This window comes from Geomonas anaerohicana (genome assembly GCF_016458305.1).
Classification (GTDB): Bacteria; Desulfobacterota; Desulfuromonadia; order Geobacterales; family Geobacteraceae; genus Geomonas; species Geomonas anaerohicana.
Genome location: NZ_JAEMHL010000005.1, coordinates 271266 through 286644 on the forward strand (window position 1 = coordinate 271266; position 15379 = coordinate 286644).

Below are 15379 nucleotides of genomic sequence, written 5' to 3' on the forward strand. Positions count from 1 at the left end.
TTAACTCCCTGCCAGCCTTGCTAATAGCAGCTGCTTCATTTGGGCAATTACTGCTCGACGCGTTACTGTAGCGTTACTCACCATATTTGTTTGTTCAATCTGTGTCAAAAGCTCTTTTTGAACGTCCAATGATGGAAGCGGTATTTGTACTTTGAGAAGATTGCTAGCATTTACGTTTGCCTGGCTGACACCTTTTGTTGCAAACGAAAGAACCTGCCGACGACCATAGTCGGAATTTAAAAATAACGTCAAATACTTTGGCTCAAGTTTTGCCGGGTCAGTCTTGATCCGCACAAGATATGATGCAAATACATGCTCTCCTTGGAGAGAATATACCCCAGTTCTACCAACTAATTCATAACTATTAGTGCGATTAAATAGAACATCGCCAGCGATAAGCTTGTATGATTCAAAGTCCTTGCTGCTTAAGTCAACGTATTTGATGTCATTTTCGACACATAGTCCGTTTTCTAAGTTCATCATTCGAAGAATGGGATATTGGCCCTGATCATTTGGATTAATAGAAAGTCCATATTGAGTGTTCAGAACTGCGGCCCCAAGACTGACAATTGGTGACTTTTGCACCAAAACATTGCCAAGAAAAGCACATGACAGTTGCGATGCCTGTCTCATTAACTTGTCATATTCGTTGCTTGTATTCTCGATTTCTATTAACAAATCAGCAATGCGTCGCTGCTCCTCGGCCGGCGGCAGAGAAAACTCAAAATCCGCCAAACTCGTCCAGTTAGTTCGAGGGCTTAGACTGCCCGCAGATGTCCCTACTGCATATTGTAAAAACTCTTCGGTTTGACAGATGAAAGGCAGCAACGCAGGCAACAGTTTTTTGGAATCCTTACTTTCAAACACATAGATATCGCCGGAGCAAACTCCGGAAAAATCTGCTACCGCCACCTTGCGCTGATATGCCCGACGCTTGCCGAATAGCACCTGCCCCGGCTTGAACACACTTGTGAAAGTAACTCCATCCGCAACATTACCCCAACGGCGAATACGCAGGTCTTCAGGATCGATGTGCTCAAGTCCGATATACCGGTCAAATCCGTCAGCCAGAGGATCACTGCTGCGGACTTTGGAGAGGCGAACGACCTCACCGAACTTCACTTGTTGCCAACCTGATTTTAGGGTTTGTTCAATCATGCATCCACCCCTTCGACAATTAACCCATCTAGTGTTTTTGTCAGCTCATCCATCTCCTTCCAGAACTCATAACCACCACGATTCCACTGTTTCCATACTGACATCAAACTTTGAGATCCATCCAGGGCATCGGTAGTTATTTCAGTTCTCCGCACATAAAGCGGGATTGATAGGTTTGAGCTATTGGCGGTAATCTCGTCGAGAGTGGCAACCTTCGCAAACCCTGAAATATCCTGAAACGCTTGGTAGGCGGAAAGGATACTTGCCTGATGCTCCTGTTTGAGAAAGCTTTGCGCCCGCTCGCGTGTTACTTTTTCCAAGGCATCAATGAAAAGGACCTTACCTTGGCGCTCTTTTACCTTATTCTGACGACAGACAACGATACATGACTCCATCGGAGAGTTATAAAAGAGGTTTGGTCCCAGGCCGATTACAGCCTCAACCAAATCAAGCGTAACCATCTTAGCCCGCATCGCCTGCTCTTCGTTGCGGAACAACACCCCGTGTGGCCAGAGAATGGCACTGCGCCCCTTCTTGCTTAGACTCTTTAGGATATGCTGAAAAAAGGCATAATCGGCCCGCCCTTGTGGAGGGACTCCAAGAATATTGCGGCCCCACTTGTCCGACTCAAACGCTGCCCTATCCCATTGCTTTATGGAATACGGTGGGTTTGCCAGCACCACATCAAACTTCTTGAGCTGGTCGTTTTCGATAAGCTTTGGCTCAGCCAAGGTATCACCGCGGACGATCTGAAAATCTTCGATGCCATGCAAAAATAGATTCATTCTTGCAATACCAGATGTCATCAAGTTCCGTTCTTGCCCGTAGAGCTTCAAGGTACGGTACTCGCCACCGGTCCTCTTTACCTCAGACAGAGCTGACAAAAGCATCCCCCCTGTACCGCAAGTCGGATCATATATCGACTCACCAGGTTGTGGGTCTACCAGTTGTGTCATCAGGTGAACTACGGTGCGGTTGGTATAAAATTCTGCCGCCGTATGACCGGAGTCATCGGCAAACTTCTTGATTAAGAACTCGTAGGCGTTCCCCAACTCGTCTTCCGGTACATTGGCAACCGAGAGAGTCTGTGTTGAGAAGTGCTCGATGAGGTCCTTAAAGGTCTCATCCGGTAAACGTTCCTTGTTGGTCCAGGGAGCATCACCAAATATTCCGGTAAGCATATCGGGGTTTGCCGCCTCAATCGCTCTCATAGCGGATTGGATTGTCATTCCGACATTTTTTGGCGTTTGGCGGACATCGTTCCAATGGGAACCCGCAGGTAGCAGGAAACGGTGGTTTTCAGCAAAATCTCCACCAGATTCCACCATAGACTGCTGGTATTCTTCGTCAAAAACGTCCGAAATGCGTTTAAAGAACAGCAGCGGGAATATGAATTGCTTATAGTCACCGGCATCGATCAAGCCGCGCAAAAGGGTTGCCGCGCCCCACAGGTAGGATTCCAGTTCTTGTTGAGATATCCTAGAACTCATTTATTTGTCCTTGAGCAGGAGGGCTATAAATCGATCTGTAATTTTTTCTAGATCGTCTATCGACAATTCTGCCATCCATGTAATTTTGAAAGGTTTTCTTAGCTCTGTATTCCAAACCCTAAGCCCTGAAATCTCTCCATTGTTGTCTGGTAAAAATTCAATGTTGAAATGAGACACAGCATTCCTAAGCAGTCGAAGAAGCATTCGCAAGTCTCTTGGTTGCCGGTAGTCTCCCACAACACGAGGAATTGGCCAGCCAGTGGCAGCAAGCTCCTTGAGAGGCGTATTGGGAATTTCATCAAAGTATCGTTGCTGCGGGAATACCAGCAAGCCGAGCATTGAATTTATAAGCTGAGTAACTTCAAATACTGATAGCCCAGAATCATTTTTTATCTGTAAAAGCCGCAACGTCTCAAGATTTTGGCGTGTTCGTTTTGCAAAATCAGCAACAAGCTCCTCATACATCATTTTACCCAACCTCCAGCGGTCATGAGCTTATCCAATCGGGCATCAGCCTCGCGACAACGCTCAAGTGCAGACTTAAAATCTTCAATCGCCTGCGGCAAGGGCGGAATATCCTCGTTTAGCGGCGGCAACACATACCGAGAAATATTGAGAGTCCAGTCCTCTGTCTTTATTTCGTCCGTTTTTACGATTCGCACACGGTCCTGTACATCTTTGAACTCTTGAAACCAGTTCAATATCTCCGCGCCGTTTTCCGGCTCAAGATAGTTTTGGGCTCTGCCACGACGGAATAAGCTAGAGGCATCAGCTATCATCACTCTGCCCTTGCGGGTAGTAGGTTTGCGCTTTCTTAGGACTAGGATGCAGGCGGCAAGGCTGGTGCCGTAAAAGAGATTTTGAGCAAGGCCGATAACCCCTTCAATAAGGTCCATTTCCAGCAGCTTGCGCCGGATTTCGCCCTCAGCTCCTTTACGGAATAATGCCCCCTGCGGCAGGACAACTGCCATGCGCCCGGTTCCTTGAGCCATGGACTTGACCATATGCTGTACCCAGGCAAAATCACCACAACCTGAAGGTGGCATGCCTGCAAAGTTACGTCCAAACGGGTCATCAAGCCACACTTCCTCGCCCCATTTTTCAAGTGAGAATGGCGGATTGGCGATGACGCAATCGAATTTGGCAAGTTGATCACCCTCGAAGAACGCAGGGTTCCGAAGTGTATCACCGCGAACAATCTTGAAATCTTCAACCCCATGCAAAAACAGGTTCATGCGGGCAATTGCAGATGTCGTTAGATTTTTTTCCTGCCCGTACAGCTTTCCCCAAAGCCGCTTAGTGTCGCCATGCATTTCGTGCACATGCTGAAGTGCAGCGAGTAACATCCCACCCGTCCCACAAGCAGGGTCGTAGATGCTCTCATTCTCCTTGGGATCTAACATGTCCACCATGAGCCGCACTACACTTCGAGGCGTATAGAACTCACCTGCCTTTTTGTTGGTAGCGTCGGCAAACTTCTTGATCAGGAATTCATAGGCGTCACCCAAAACATCTGTGGCGACGTGGCTGTTGCCAAGAGGAAGGCTTGAAAAATGCTCAAAAAGGTCTTTCAGCAATCCGTCGGTTAGACGGTCCTTGTTTGACCACTGTGCATCACCAAAAACGCCATACAGCGTCTCTGGATTGGATTTTTCGATCTCCCGCAAAGCTCGCTGTAGCGCAGTCCCAACATTGGCAGGTGTCTCTCTGACATCTTGCCAGTGACATCCCTCCGGGACCTGGAACCTATGTGACTCGGGAAACATAGCAAGCCCAGGGTCGCCCATCTCTTCGGATATTTCTTGAAACTCCTCATCCCAGACATCGCAAATGCGCTTAAAAAATAGGAGCGGGAAAATATAAGTTTTGAAGTCGGCGGCGTCTACCGTTCCACGAAGGATATTGGCCGATTCCCACAAATGGTTCTCAAGTTGGTCAAGCGAGGTAGTTGTCATCGTTTCGGTTACGACCTTTAGGGATTCATTAAAACATAATTACGCTGGCAAATGGTATAGCCCGTTACCAGTACCAAAAAACCGGCTAAATAGCCATTGAAATCAGCCCTGCTGGCCGCAACGAGAAAGACCCCATTGACCGTTTCGGGTCGCAGGGGCCTCATTCTCAAATTCCTACCACTCGTCGCAATGACTTCTTCCACTGGACCTTGGGGAGGTCTTTGAGGTGATCGTACAGCAGCTTTATGTTTGCGTCGCTTTGAAACTCCCGAATGAACTGAGCTGCTTTCTCGTTTGCCGGCTCCGCCATGTCAACCCTGTCGTCGATGTCGTCCATTTTTCCGAACCAGATGGACTCGGTAATCGTTGGGGTAAGGGTCTCGTAAAGCGCAATAGCTTCTCGATAGCCTTCTAGCATAGGCTCCGCGCTCACACTTGTCTGAAACCCGGCATCAAATGCATATTTTAGAGCAGCGACCCGTTCTTGGGGCCTCGGAGCACCCGGTTCCCAGAATTTGCATACACGTTCATTTAAGCTGCCGATGGTGAACCGGAAAAGAATGCTGTCCTTGTACGCTGCAAACGAGTCGCATATCGACTGTATGCATGTCATACGTGGTTTGGAGACGATTAACACCCGATTCCTGGCATTAAGGATGTTTCGGAGCGTCGCCATGTATGTCGTCAGGTTGTTGTCGGTGATGTCGTGCATGGTCGGGAACATAACCATGTCGTCAACGGTCTCTTCGATCTTTACCTTTGCCGGGTTGACCTGCTCCTCCGTCCACTTGCTTTTGTCGGCGATCATCTCGGTTTTGACGGCTATGTCCCGTGCGTAGCAGTACTTACACCCGTTCAGGCAGCCGGTGCCGATATTGTAACTGTAAGGTGCCCATTCGCCGACACGGGACCCAGGTTTTGCTTCGTTGAACTTGTTCATATTCCCTCCATTGGGTTAGTTCGGGGAAGGAAGTTGCCTTCCCGCCCCTTGGGATGTTTCACTGCTTAGGTTTGGCCCACTTGATGAGAAGTCGTTTTTTGGGCGGTTCCGTATCGATGGCTTCCGTGATCTTTGCTGCCCCTTCACCACTGATGAGGTCGAGGTATTGCTTGTGCCGCTCTTCCTCTGTCGTGGCTAGAAATTCGCTACCACTCTCTACCAATTTCAAAACTGATTGTTCTGCCGCGTCATTTTCAGTAGGGAACCCAGTGTCGTCTGCTTCACTCTCGACCGACTCCCTACCTTCTGATATGCCGGTTTCATGCAATTCTTCGTCTGTTGTAGCGAGTGGTAGGGGATCCTCTGACAGTACCGGGGCAAGCAAACCGTACTGTTCCTTGAGTCGGTTTAGTTCTTGGATAGTGATAATTGCACGGGACCGCCCGTTTACTGCTTTGGTCTTTATACTCAACGATTGGATACGCTTCCCTACTTTCTGCGGCGATACCTGGTATTGCACCGGCTTACCAAGGTTGAGCTGAGTGCGAATTTCCTCAACCGGTATCTCTGTTGGTAGATTGCCGTCAAATCGGGCGATCTTGGCGATGGCGGCGATAAGCTGCCCTTCGATAGTATCCTTCTTGTCCTCAATCTTCTGCCCTGACATCTCCAGAAGGACGCGCTTCATCTGCTCGAAGGCTACTGGGGCAATCATTTGTGCCAACTGGAAAAGAGGTTCGCTGATGTCCCAGAGTCTCCCACTTATGCCGGGGATCGGCTCAACGTATGGTAGTTGCTTATCCATCATTCTGGCACGGAACGCCGTGAGGCTATCCCTGAAGGGTAATCCCATCGCAGGGGTTAGATTCTCGTACCGTCCCGGTTTGTTGGGCATAGATATTGAGAGGCACCTGCTCTCGAAGGTGATATTGGCTGGTTCGTTGGTCGCCACTATCGTGCTGCCGAAGACGTCAAAGTATTCCTGGTCGGCAATCGGCCCTTTGTCTGGATTGAGAACCCTGACAACTTGAGTACCCTTTTCAAACCGACCCAAAAGGATGTCCTGAGCGCCTTCGCCCTTCTCGGCGGATTTCCATAGGTCCGTAACATCGAAAAAGATGGTTGCGTTAAAGTGCTGGGCAAACCTGATAACGTTTGCTGGGCGAATATCTACCAAGTGCAGGCCACGATACGATGTAGCAAGCATGGTCTTGGCGGTACGGCTCTTTCCACGTTCGGCCACTGCATAAAAATAGATCACGGGGATATAACGCACATCCGGGTGGTCCTGCATATACGACAACAAAACGGAAAGGACGATTATCGGCCATACATCGTCTTCCAGGTAAGAGAACCGCTTGAAAAAGGCAAGAAGGTCCTCGTAAAGTTTGGTGTCGTCAGTGTCCTTGTATTGGCTGATTACCCGCTCGGCGTTTGGTATGGGGAACTTGATGTACCTCGTACCTGGTGGCTCATAGACTGTCCCGTCGTCATCGACCCAAGTGTTTTCCAGCCGCAATCCGCCGTCGTCCTTGACGAGGTACCGGACTTTCCCAGCCTCGTCCTTTACAAGGTCAACCAAACCGGGGAATACCGCCTTCAAAGGTAGATCTTCATCCATGTCGGCTTCATCCCCTGTCGGTGTAAAGGCGGCGACCTGCTTCATCTGCTTAGAAATAGCAGGCTTAGCCACACCAAGGACTTTAGCGAGCTTCCCGATATATGTGTCCTGTACGATGGCGCTCTTCTCCTCTGCGATTGCCTCAAGAACGGCCTGGTGGTCCTCAATCGTCGCAGCGATGATAAGGTCGTCTATGCTTGGTGCCGAGGCTGTGGTCGCCGTCGTTATCGCGTCCTCCAGCGGTTTAGTTGATTCAAGCGAGGCCGTCGGTGCGACCTGCTCAGTTTTCTGGTCTTCTATTTCCACTTATAAGCTCCTTTCAAGATATGCTGAGGTGTCGGTTGGGTAGGGTGTCTGTAAAAAATGTCAGAACTCTGGTTAGATCCCGGTGCTGATAAAATGATCGTTGATCCAACTCTGAACGTCGCTGGTTCGATACCTGATGGCCCTTCCCATTTTGACGTATGGTATTCCGGTACCCTTAAATCTGGACATTTCGAACCATGCTGCGCTCATGCCTGTCCATTCGACTACCTGTTGCTGTGTCATCAACCTGTCAATGTGTTCGCCCATGCTAAGTTCTCCCTTGTTTTGTTGGTTATTTAGTTTAAATACGCAAAAAGACCTTCCTGTTTCCAAGAAGGTCTCTCAACGCATCCACAAATAGCACCTATTTCATTTTATAAAGGTATTTGATAATATGAATAACTCGCAAAGCCATCCACGAATAACCCAAAAAATGTAGTTATGTTCAATGCCTTGCCACAGAAATCAATAAAACGGTCCCCAAATAGCACAAAAAAAGGCACAGCTGATTGGCTGCACCTTTTCTGTTGGATTTTGGCTTTCAAGTAACCCCAAATAGCACCGTTTAGTAAGAAAACATGGTTAAATCTCTGCCCCATAGGCCGATTTAAAAAATCCCCAATCCATATTCATAATTCTATATTTGTAAAAAATCCCCCGGGCAGCACGATTTGTTTGGATTTCTATTTTTTATTTGCTCCCAGATAGCACATGATCTGGTTTTGGGGATATGTGTTTCATATCTTACCACAAATAGCACAAACCCATTTGATAGAAATGAAAATCAAAAAACATGAGTAATTCATGTGTGTTAGTGTCCTTGCCATGGGTGTGATGCCTGGTGTCAAAATCAGAGCACGTAATGCATCTATCTCCATGCTGGTATAAATAACCCCATCCTCTCAGTATTCATCTACTTCCTCGATGTTGTAAGAATCAAAAGCTGTGATTTTATCAATAGTTGCTTGTGCTTTGCTGTGTGTTGCTAGCTCTTGATAGGATGCAAATGTCGGTGTGAGCACCCCTATGACATCTATGGCGTTTTCATCTGGCTCAAACCACCAATACGACTTGTAAAATTTACCTGCACGACTAGCAGGTTCAAGGCCACTACTCACGACCACATCCTCAACCTTCCTCGCTAGGCAGTTACTTTCGTTGGTAGCCTTTTTACCTGTAGATTTGTAATCCAAACGATAGACAAAGCATGAGTTTGTGGCTGAATATTGTGCCGGAAAGCAGGGTGGATTGTCGTACAATGGCGATCCAAACTTAATCACTGGAGTTGTTTTTAATACTTTTTTTAATCCGATGCTAAATGTTTTGTCACGTTTGTCCTTGCTATGCTTTATAGCCAGATTAAGACCAACACGTAAGTCTGGGTGGATCTTTTTCATGGCATTAAAAGCGGCCAGTCTGCTCATGTACTTTGATTGCGCATTTTTTTGTATTTCAGTTGGTTTCTTTTTTTGGATTTTTGGGGTTATATCAGGATTTTCATCGATTGCTGAATTATGCCTATTGCTAGCTGTGCTGCTGGAAGTCTCATAGTCGCCTATGGCTGATAATGAAACGTTCAAGAAACCACTCTTTTGTAAATCCGTCGATACTGCGATGGTCTCTCTTTCTGATAGATCTAATACATTAAGTAATTGGTCGCCCACGTGGTAGCCACTCATGCTACCTTTGCGGAAAACTACACCGTTGATCTTGAAGGTTGTATCAATCTGGGTCGTAATAGATGCAAATTTATAGTTGACCCCTGCGTGTTTCCTGTTGAAATATTTGTGCATTAGTAAAAATAACCGAGCATGATTGTCACGGTTAAATTTTAAAAAATATTTTAGAGGCGAGATTTTGTCTCCGTTACACCCCACAAGGTCATTCATAAGCCAAACCTGGTGATTATATTCAGACTCAAACCAGCCACGTACCCAGCCAACATCGTGTTTGTCAGCAGGCAAAGATCCAGTTTCCTTGAACATCCATTCGCCGCAAGAGTAAAGTAACCTTTGCTCGGCATGCTCCATATTTCTAAGCCGCTTTACGGCTTGATCAATTTTTGTCTGACCGACACCAAGCCGCTCTTTTATTGTCTTATGTCCGACGCCGGAATAAAATCCGTGTCTATCCGTATATTTTGAAATAACCAGATAGGTGCATATTTCCAAGGCTGTAGCTTGATGCATCAACAGGACATCGATAGCAGCTCTTTGAATGAAGAATACATTTTTCACTTTGGTCATTGGTTCCCTAACTGAGCCTCTGATGATGCCTGTGGTTGCATTAGCTCCAAAAGCTTTGTGCTGATACGTTCCATTGGTTCCCGCAGCCGGTCAGTGGTGATTTGCAGGTAACCACCGGTCACATCGTTGCCGTCGCTGTGGTTTAGTAGCCGCTTGAGCGCAGCATATGGGATGTCGAGGCTTTCGGCAACGGTAATGAACGTCCTTCTCAAGTCATGAAGGCAAAACTTGATTCCCGGCAATATGGTGTCTGGTGCCTTTTCAATTACCTGGTCAAGCTCGTCCTTGGTGGTAACCCCGTTCAGTGACAAATGGGTCTGGCGCTCAATAAAATCGAGTTGCTTCTTCGGTTCGACCAGGTGACCGGCGACTCCTGGACCGGGGAACACATACTCATTTGTGCGCCGACCTTGAAGCTGCTCAAATAATCCGTACAAGAAATTGCTCATCGGTAAGGTATGTGGCTTACCGTTCTTCGTATCTGTGATTGTGAAGGACCGGTCTCGCATGTTTACGCTGGCCCATTTTAGCTGAAGCCCCTCCTGTTTCCTGAGGCCGGTGAATACGGTGAGTAGCAGATAGTCCCGAATTACGGTGTTTTCAATCTGCATAACGGCCTGATGCCAAGGCTGGAGTTCATGGGGTTTAAGGAAGGTTTGGCGCCGTTCCGATTTAAACCATTGTCGTGCCTGGCTGAGGCGCCGTACCGGGTTGGGCGCGATCTTCTCGTCTGTCAAGATATAGGCAAAATTGTAAAGTGAACGGATGGTTCTCATGAGGTTGTTAGCGGCATTCTCTCCATGTTTGTCACCGACATCTCGATGCTTTTGGGAAATCATCTCCTTTGTGATGCTGCTGATTGGTTGGTCATGCCATTCTTTGACATAGCTGTTTAGCAAGTCGTCGTAGCATTTAATAGTTCGGGGCTTGAGTTGACGGGATTCCTTGTAACGCTCAAACGTTTGCATAAGGGTTAAGGCCATCGTCGCCGCCTGGCGTTTCTCTTCTTCAGGGTCAACCCCCTTAGCCATTTGTGCTAGAATTTCCCTCGCATCGGTTCGGGCGGCATCGAGTTTCATCAGGGACGCCTTTCCTATGGTCCGTTTAACCTCCTTGCCATTGACCCGCGCCTGGATAAAGTAGGTTTTCGCGCTCTTGGTGGTGTAGACACCGAACCCCTTGAGGTTCTGATCAAAATACATGACGGTCTTTTCACTTGAAGGCAGTGCATCGACTAACCTTTGGGTCAATTTCTCGGATGGCATCGCTGGCCTCCCTGTTTTTATTTTTGTAGCAGTATTGTAGCAGATTGTGGTAAAAGAGGGTAGGGCAAAGTAAGGGGCGATAAGGTTTTTTGTGGTGTAACATGCTGTATATATTGAGCTTGGTAGGGGAGGGTAAGTCGTGGTAAAAGATGCAACTTCAAATTCCCAAGCTGAAGGTCGCGGGTTCGAATCCCGTTTCCCGCTCCAAGAAAATCATGGGGTTAGCCAGTCAAGGCTAACCCCTTTTTCGTTGATTTTGGTCTCGTGTATATGGCCTTGATCTGTTCCCGGTAGATGGCCAACTGTTCGCTAGCCCGGGGGGCGGGGAGGGGGCTTCGGCCTTGTGGATCGCGCCGGTTTAGAATTGTGCGCCGAGTGTTTTGTCACTCCTCTATCTACCTGCAGGTCGGTCGCTTCGAGCTCGGATCTGCCCAGCCAGTAACATGCCAGGTGGGCGGGAATCTTCAGCGCCTCGATCTCGCCTCCTGCCAGACTAAGCACCCCAAAATCGGCAGCATCCTTGGTAATCACATAGGCACGACGTACCTTGTGCTCCCGGCAAAACTCGACCACTCCCTTAAGCTCTACGGCAATACAATGCTTGGTGGTCGGGTGGGCGGTTTCAGGATTTGCCAACTTGGCGTAGAGCTGCATTCCGAGAGGTCAATGACTGGCTCAAAGACCCGCCGGCGGGACGTGCGTTGCTTCTTTCCGGAACGGCGATAAGCTCCGCACTGGATGCTATCAAGCTGGTTTCTCCTTATTTTGCCAATTTAGATAATGTACACTTTACTTATTTGGCGGAAGCAAGCTTGAAACTGAAAAAACAGACACCTTTTCCGCTGCTCCACCGATCAAGGCTTACAGGTTTTTTCGACAGCATTTCATATGGGTTGTTCAGCACCATTTCATATGACTTTAGGCCCTGCAATGTTTCATATGTAATTCATTTCCCCGTTGCAGTTCAGTTATGTATCAAATACAATACGCGACATGTTATTCGAACTTGGCCAAGAGATCCGCAAAGTCCGCAAGCTCCGGCAGGTCACGCAAGAGCAGATCGCACGCGAACTCGGTATGAGCCGGGCTACCATCAGCCAGCTGGAGGCGGGGACAGTGCAGGAGATCGGGATCAGAAAGGTGATACGGGTACTCGACTACCTGGGGCTTGAACTGCAGGTTCGTAAGGCCGGTGCTCCCCCCACCCTTGATGAGTTGAGGGAGGAGAGGTGGGAAGCGGAATGCTCGCAAGTGGGGAAGCGGCGACAGACGCCCTGATGACCTAGGCGCCAACGCACCCTGCGGTGGGGCGCGCTACCCCGCCCCCTCCTCTTCCGCTTCGTTACGAAGTACTTCTGTTACATGGACCGACGTCACTTTCGATGCTGGGGCAACGTGGTTTAAAGTTGCTGTTCAAGTTTGCGAAGAGTAAGTCGCCCATCAGCGTTTACAGCCTCGCTTTCACAGCTCAGTTTTCTTGCATCCGTCAATACAGGGTGACGGCAGTTTTTCACTTCCTTAATTTTCCTACCATTCATGCTGAAAACGACCACCTTGTGTAGCAGTTCGTCCCCAGCCTGTTCAACCGCACACTGGCAAGCGAAAATGTTTTGACTCACCGTGAACCTTTCCGGAGACACACAATTTTCCTCCAAAAGGTGACGCTGACCTTTAGGCCCCACCAAAACGACCCGTTCTCTTCTGCCCTCGAGCGCGTCCTCGGGAGTTCCGCTGTAGTAGCGTGAAATGACGATATGTCTGATACCTTGCAGCGGTTGAATGGTCGATACGCGATCAACATCATCCCAGTTCACAGCAGAGGAAGGAACATCGGCAATTGACGGATCGACTGCGCTTTCCCTGAAGGCCAATAGAGTACCTGGCTTCACGCTACATTTCTTTACATAGCCCCCACCAAAATGCGATGCTTTGAGTGATTTGGCGGCGGCTGCTGCTGAAGACTCAATGTGTGCAGCCCACGCGAAGATGTTTTTGCTATCACCACAGTCACTGGTCTGCACGACGACTCCTTGGCGTTCGCCAGATCTTTTCCACTTTCGTGCGATTCCGGCAGGCGTGGAATCGCTAGCGCCAATGACAAGCCATACATTTTCTGCCAGCGCCGGAGAGGACGCTAGGATTAGGCACACCATTACCATCCATTTCATAACCCACTCTCCTGTTTGATGCTCTGTAAACGTGAGTTAGGCAGTAATTGAACATGAGCAACATCCCGAAAACTGCTCCAATCCCCACCCCAGATTAAGCCGTGCGACTTAGCGGCATTGCCGAGGGCACTCCAGAACCCTGCAATCTCGGCTTGGCCTGTCCACCCATAGCGTGAATCGATAATGTCCGCTGCATAAGAATTGGGAGTGCCATCGGGCAATTGTGCATTGTGGAAGCTGAACTTAACCTTTGACCGGCCAGAGGAGAACAAACCAAGCTGGACGGCTACTGACCTCCATCCGTAGTAGATATGGGGACGGAAGCCCGCAGAGCGTAGGTGTTCAATAACTGGTTGAAGTTTTGATCGAAGGTTGGGGGTAAGGCTTTTTAGCTTCTTTTCCTGCGACCATTGGGAACTGTCTCCGCTCCATTCATAAAACGCGTGGCTTTCATCGCTCAGTTTTCTCAAACTTTCACTATATGGTTCTATCAGGCCGGTAGGCTGAGCCATAAATGAAGCCTGAAATTTTTTTATTGCTGCGATGGTGTCTTCACCACATATGCCGCGACCTGGAGCAATTGTATAGCCTTTCGAGTTCAGGATGGTTTGTATTCTCAGGACATCGATGGTGTAATTTCTTCCTCGCTCGCCGACAGAATCCACCAGATGTACCATCTGCCCCTCCGTACTCTCCGATTTTTGTGTGATTGAAAAATACCAATCCGTGAGTTGAAGTCAAACCTGCTCCCCTGCTGGAAAGGCCGCGGCCCGAGTCTCGTATCGCATCTCTCAGATTTTCTCCGTGGCCAATGGTTTTGGGTTCGTTTACAACTTGCCACCGCCCGCACCTCTCTGTTACAACATCCACCTATTTTATTTCTCCGGGCGGGTTCCCAAGGGACCCGCCTTTGTTTTTTCGAGGTCTGCATGAAGGCTGTATTCGGCATCGATTTTGGCACTACCAATTCCGCTCTTTCCATCTACCACGACGGCAAAGTCGAAGTGGTCGACATCGATGAGACCAGCACCAACCCCTCCCTGATGCGCTCGGTCCTCTACTTCAACGAGGACGACGAGATCTTCACCGGCCAGGAAGCCATCAGCCAGTACGTCGGCGACGGCGCGACCGGCCGCTTCATGCAGTCCATCAAGAACTTCCTCCCCAACCGGAGCTTCGAGGGGACCGAGGTGTTCGGCAAGAAGTACGGCATCGAGGACCTGGTCGCCATCATCCTCAGGAGGATCAAGGCGAAAGGGGAGGCGTACGTCGGTGCTCCCGTGGACAGCGTCGTCCTGGGGCGCCCGGTCGTCTTCTCCGAAGACCCGGAAAAGGACGCCCTGGCGCAGCAGCGGTTGGAGAAGGCCGCGCGCAAGGCCGGCTTCCGCCACATCCACTTCCAGTTCGAGCCCGTGGCCGCCGCCCTTGCCTACGAAGAGACCCTTCCCGCCGGGACAGAGAAGCTGGTCTTTATCGGCGACTTCGGCGGCGGCACCTCGGACTTCACGGTCATCCGGGTCAAGGGGGGAGACTTTGGCAGGGCCGACCGGCGCGCCGACGTCCTCTCCATCGGAGGGGTCTATACCGCGGGTGACAAGTTCGACTCGCAGATCATGTGGGAGAAGGTGGCCAAGTATTTCGGCCGCGGCGTGCAGTACAAGGGGATGGGCAAGGACGAGCTGTTCGACATTCCGCACAGCATCATCTACACGCTGTGCCAGTGGCACCGGATTCCGCTCTTGCGGGCGAGAAAGACCCGCGAGCAGATCCGGCTCATCAAGAATGCCGCCACAGACCGACAGGCCCTGGAAAACCTGGAGCACCTCATCAGTGACAACTACGGTTTCTTCCTCTTCCAGTGCATAGAGAAGGCGAAGTGCGAGTTGTCGCAGCAGGACGCTACGCTGGTGAGTTTCCAGGAGCGCGGCCTGGTCATCGAGGAGGGGATAACGAGGGAGGAGTTCGAGACGATCAACCGGGACAACCTGGAGCGGATCTCCGGCTGCATAGACGAAGTAATCAGCAAATCCGGAGTCAGGAGCGATCAGATCGACACCGTCTTCCTCACCGGCGGCACCTCCCGCATCCCGATGATCCGTCGCCTCTTCGAAGACCGTTTCGGTCCCGACAAACTGGAGAACCGCAACGCCTTCACCAGCGTCGTCCACGGCTTGGGGGCCAGTGTTCCGCTCTTTGAAGGCAGTTAGCATTACCGCAGCGACACCGGTGC

General features: G+C 49.7%; 12 protein-coding genes. 2 read left to right on the forward strand and 10 right to left on the reverse strand.

What is annotated here, in order from left to right:
- From JFN91_RS12220 to JFN91_RS12255, 8 genes are all read right to left on the reverse strand, one after another.
- Positions 1 to 1158 (reverse strand): restriction endonuclease subunit S, encoded by a 1158-nt coding sequence (locus JFN91_RS12220; protein WP_199389461.1) that lies wholly within the window; start codon positions 1156 to 1158, stop codon positions 1 to 3.
- On the reverse strand, positions 1155 to 2648 hold the full coding sequence (locus JFN91_RS12225) for a type I restriction-modification system subunit M (RefSeq protein WP_199389462.1): 1494 nt from the start codon (positions 2646 to 2648) through the stop codon (positions 1155 to 1157). The genes JFN91_RS12220 and JFN91_RS12225 overlap by 4 nt, the downstream gene beginning before the upstream one ends.
- Positions 2649 to 3116, reverse strand: a complete 468-nt coding sequence (locus JFN91_RS12230; protein ID WP_199389463.1) for a HEPN family nuclease — start codon at positions 3114 to 3116, stop codon at positions 2649 to 2651. It abuts the gene before it with no gap.
- Complete coding sequence (locus tag JFN91_RS12235; RefSeq protein WP_199389464.1) at positions 3113 to 4603, reverse strand: type I restriction-modification system subunit M; 1491 nt, start codon at positions 4601 to 4603, stop codon at positions 3113 to 3115. Before JFN91_RS12235 ends, JFN91_RS12230 begins: the two co-directional genes overlap by 4 nt.
- 166 nt (positions 4604 to 4769) lie before the next feature.
- Positions 4770 to 5543: a radical SAM protein gene (locus tag JFN91_RS12240; RefSeq protein WP_199389465.1), complete on the reverse strand. Its 774-nt coding sequence runs from the start codon at positions 5541 to 5543 to the stop codon at positions 4770 to 4772.
- A gap of 58 nt (positions 5544 to 5601) precedes the next feature.
- Positions 5602 to 7470, reverse strand: coding sequence for a hypothetical protein (locus JFN91_RS12245; protein ID WP_199389466.1), 1869 nt, complete (start codon positions 7468 to 7470; stop codon positions 5602 to 5604).
- Between the two features lie 902 nt (positions 7471 to 8372).
- Positions 8373 to 9716 (reverse strand): hypothetical protein, encoded by a 1344-nt coding sequence (locus JFN91_RS12250; RefSeq protein ID WP_199389467.1) that lies wholly within the window; start codon positions 9714 to 9716, stop codon positions 8373 to 8375.
- A complete protein-coding gene (locus tag JFN91_RS12255) occupies positions 9713 to 10981 on the reverse strand; it encodes a tyrosine-type recombinase/integrase (protein ID WP_199389468.1) in 1269 nt (422 codons plus the stop codon). The genes JFN91_RS12250 and JFN91_RS12255 overlap by 4 nt, the downstream gene beginning before the upstream one ends.
- A 993-nt stretch (positions 10982 to 11974) precedes the next feature.
- Here JFN91_RS12255 and JFN91_RS12260 point away from each other — a divergent pair.
- Positions 11975 to 12259 carry a helix-turn-helix domain-containing protein gene (locus JFN91_RS12260; protein WP_199389469.1) on the forward strand — a complete coding sequence of 95 codons (285 nt, stop codon included), beginning with the start codon at positions 11975 to 11977 and terminating at the stop codon, positions 12257 to 12259.
- 122 nt (positions 12260 to 12381) lie between these two features.
- On the opposite strand, the gene JFN91_RS12265 is transcribed toward JFN91_RS12260, so the two are convergent.
- Together JFN91_RS12265 and JFN91_RS12270 are read right to left on the reverse strand one after the other, a co-directional pair.
- Positions 12382 to 13149 carry a hypothetical protein gene (locus JFN91_RS12265; RefSeq protein WP_199389470.1) on the reverse strand — a complete coding sequence of 256 codons (768 nt, stop codon included), beginning with the start codon at positions 13147 to 13149 and terminating at the stop codon, positions 12382 to 12384.
- Positions 13146 to 13826 (reverse strand): M15 family metallopeptidase, encoded by a 681-nt coding sequence (locus tag JFN91_RS12270; RefSeq protein ID WP_199389471.1) that lies wholly within the window; start codon positions 13824 to 13826, stop codon positions 13146 to 13148. The genes JFN91_RS12265 and JFN91_RS12270 overlap by 4 nt, the downstream gene beginning before the upstream one ends.
- A gap of 252 nt (positions 13827 to 14078) precedes the next feature.
- Between JFN91_RS12270 and JFN91_RS12275 the strand changes: the two genes are divergently transcribed.
- Complete coding sequence (locus JFN91_RS12275; protein ID WP_199389472.1) at positions 14079 to 15356, forward strand: Hsp70 family protein; 1278 nt, start codon at positions 14079 to 14081, stop codon at positions 15354 to 15356.
- Positions 15357 to 15379 lie beyond the last annotated feature (23 nt).

What these genes read in the sequence shown, in the direction of transcription:
- JFN91_RS12220 (WP_199389461.1), bottom strand. Translation starts at nt 1,158, where the DNA reads ATGATTGAACAAACCCTAAAATCAGGTTGGCAACAAGTGAAGTTCGGT.
- JFN91_RS12255 (WP_199389468.1), bottom strand. Translation starts at nt 10,981, where the DNA reads ATGCCATCCGAGAAATTGACCCAAAGGTTAGTCGATGCACTGCCTTCA.
- JFN91_RS12225 (WP_199389462.1), bottom strand. Translation starts at nt 2,648, where the DNA reads ATGAGTTCTAGGATATCTCAACAAGAACTGGAATCCTACCTGTGGGGC.
- JFN91_RS12270 (WP_199389471.1), bottom strand. Translation starts at nt 13,826, where the DNA reads ATGGTACATCTGGTGGATTCTGTCGGCGAGCGAGGAAGAAATTACACC.
- JFN91_RS12275 (WP_199389472.1), top strand. Translation starts at nt 14,079, where the DNA reads ATGAAGGCTGTATTCGGCATCGATTTTGGCACTACCAATTCCGCTCTT.
- JFN91_RS12235 (WP_199389464.1), bottom strand. Translation starts at nt 4,603, where the DNA reads ATGACAACTACCTCGCTTGACCAACTTGAGAACCATTTGTGGGAATCG.
- JFN91_RS12230 (WP_199389463.1), bottom strand. Translation starts at nt 3,116, where the DNA reads ATGATGTATGAGGAGCTTGTTGCTGATTTTGCAAAACGAACACGCCAA.
- JFN91_RS12240 (WP_199389465.1), bottom strand. Translation starts at nt 5,543, where the DNA reads ATGAACAAGTTCAACGAAGCAAAACCTGGGTCCCGTGTCGGCGAATGG.
- JFN91_RS12250 (WP_199389467.1), bottom strand. Translation starts at nt 9,716, where the DNA reads ATGACCAAAGTGAAAAATGTATTCTTCATTCAAAGAGCTGCTATCGAT.
- JFN91_RS12265 (WP_199389470.1), bottom strand. Translation starts at nt 13,149, where the DNA reads ATGAAATGGATGGTAATGGTGTGCCTAATCCTAGCGTCCTCTCCGGCG.
- JFN91_RS12260 (WP_199389469.1), top strand. Translation starts at nt 11,975, where the DNA reads ATGTTATTCGAACTTGGCCAAGAGATCCGCAAAGTCCGCAAGCTCCGG.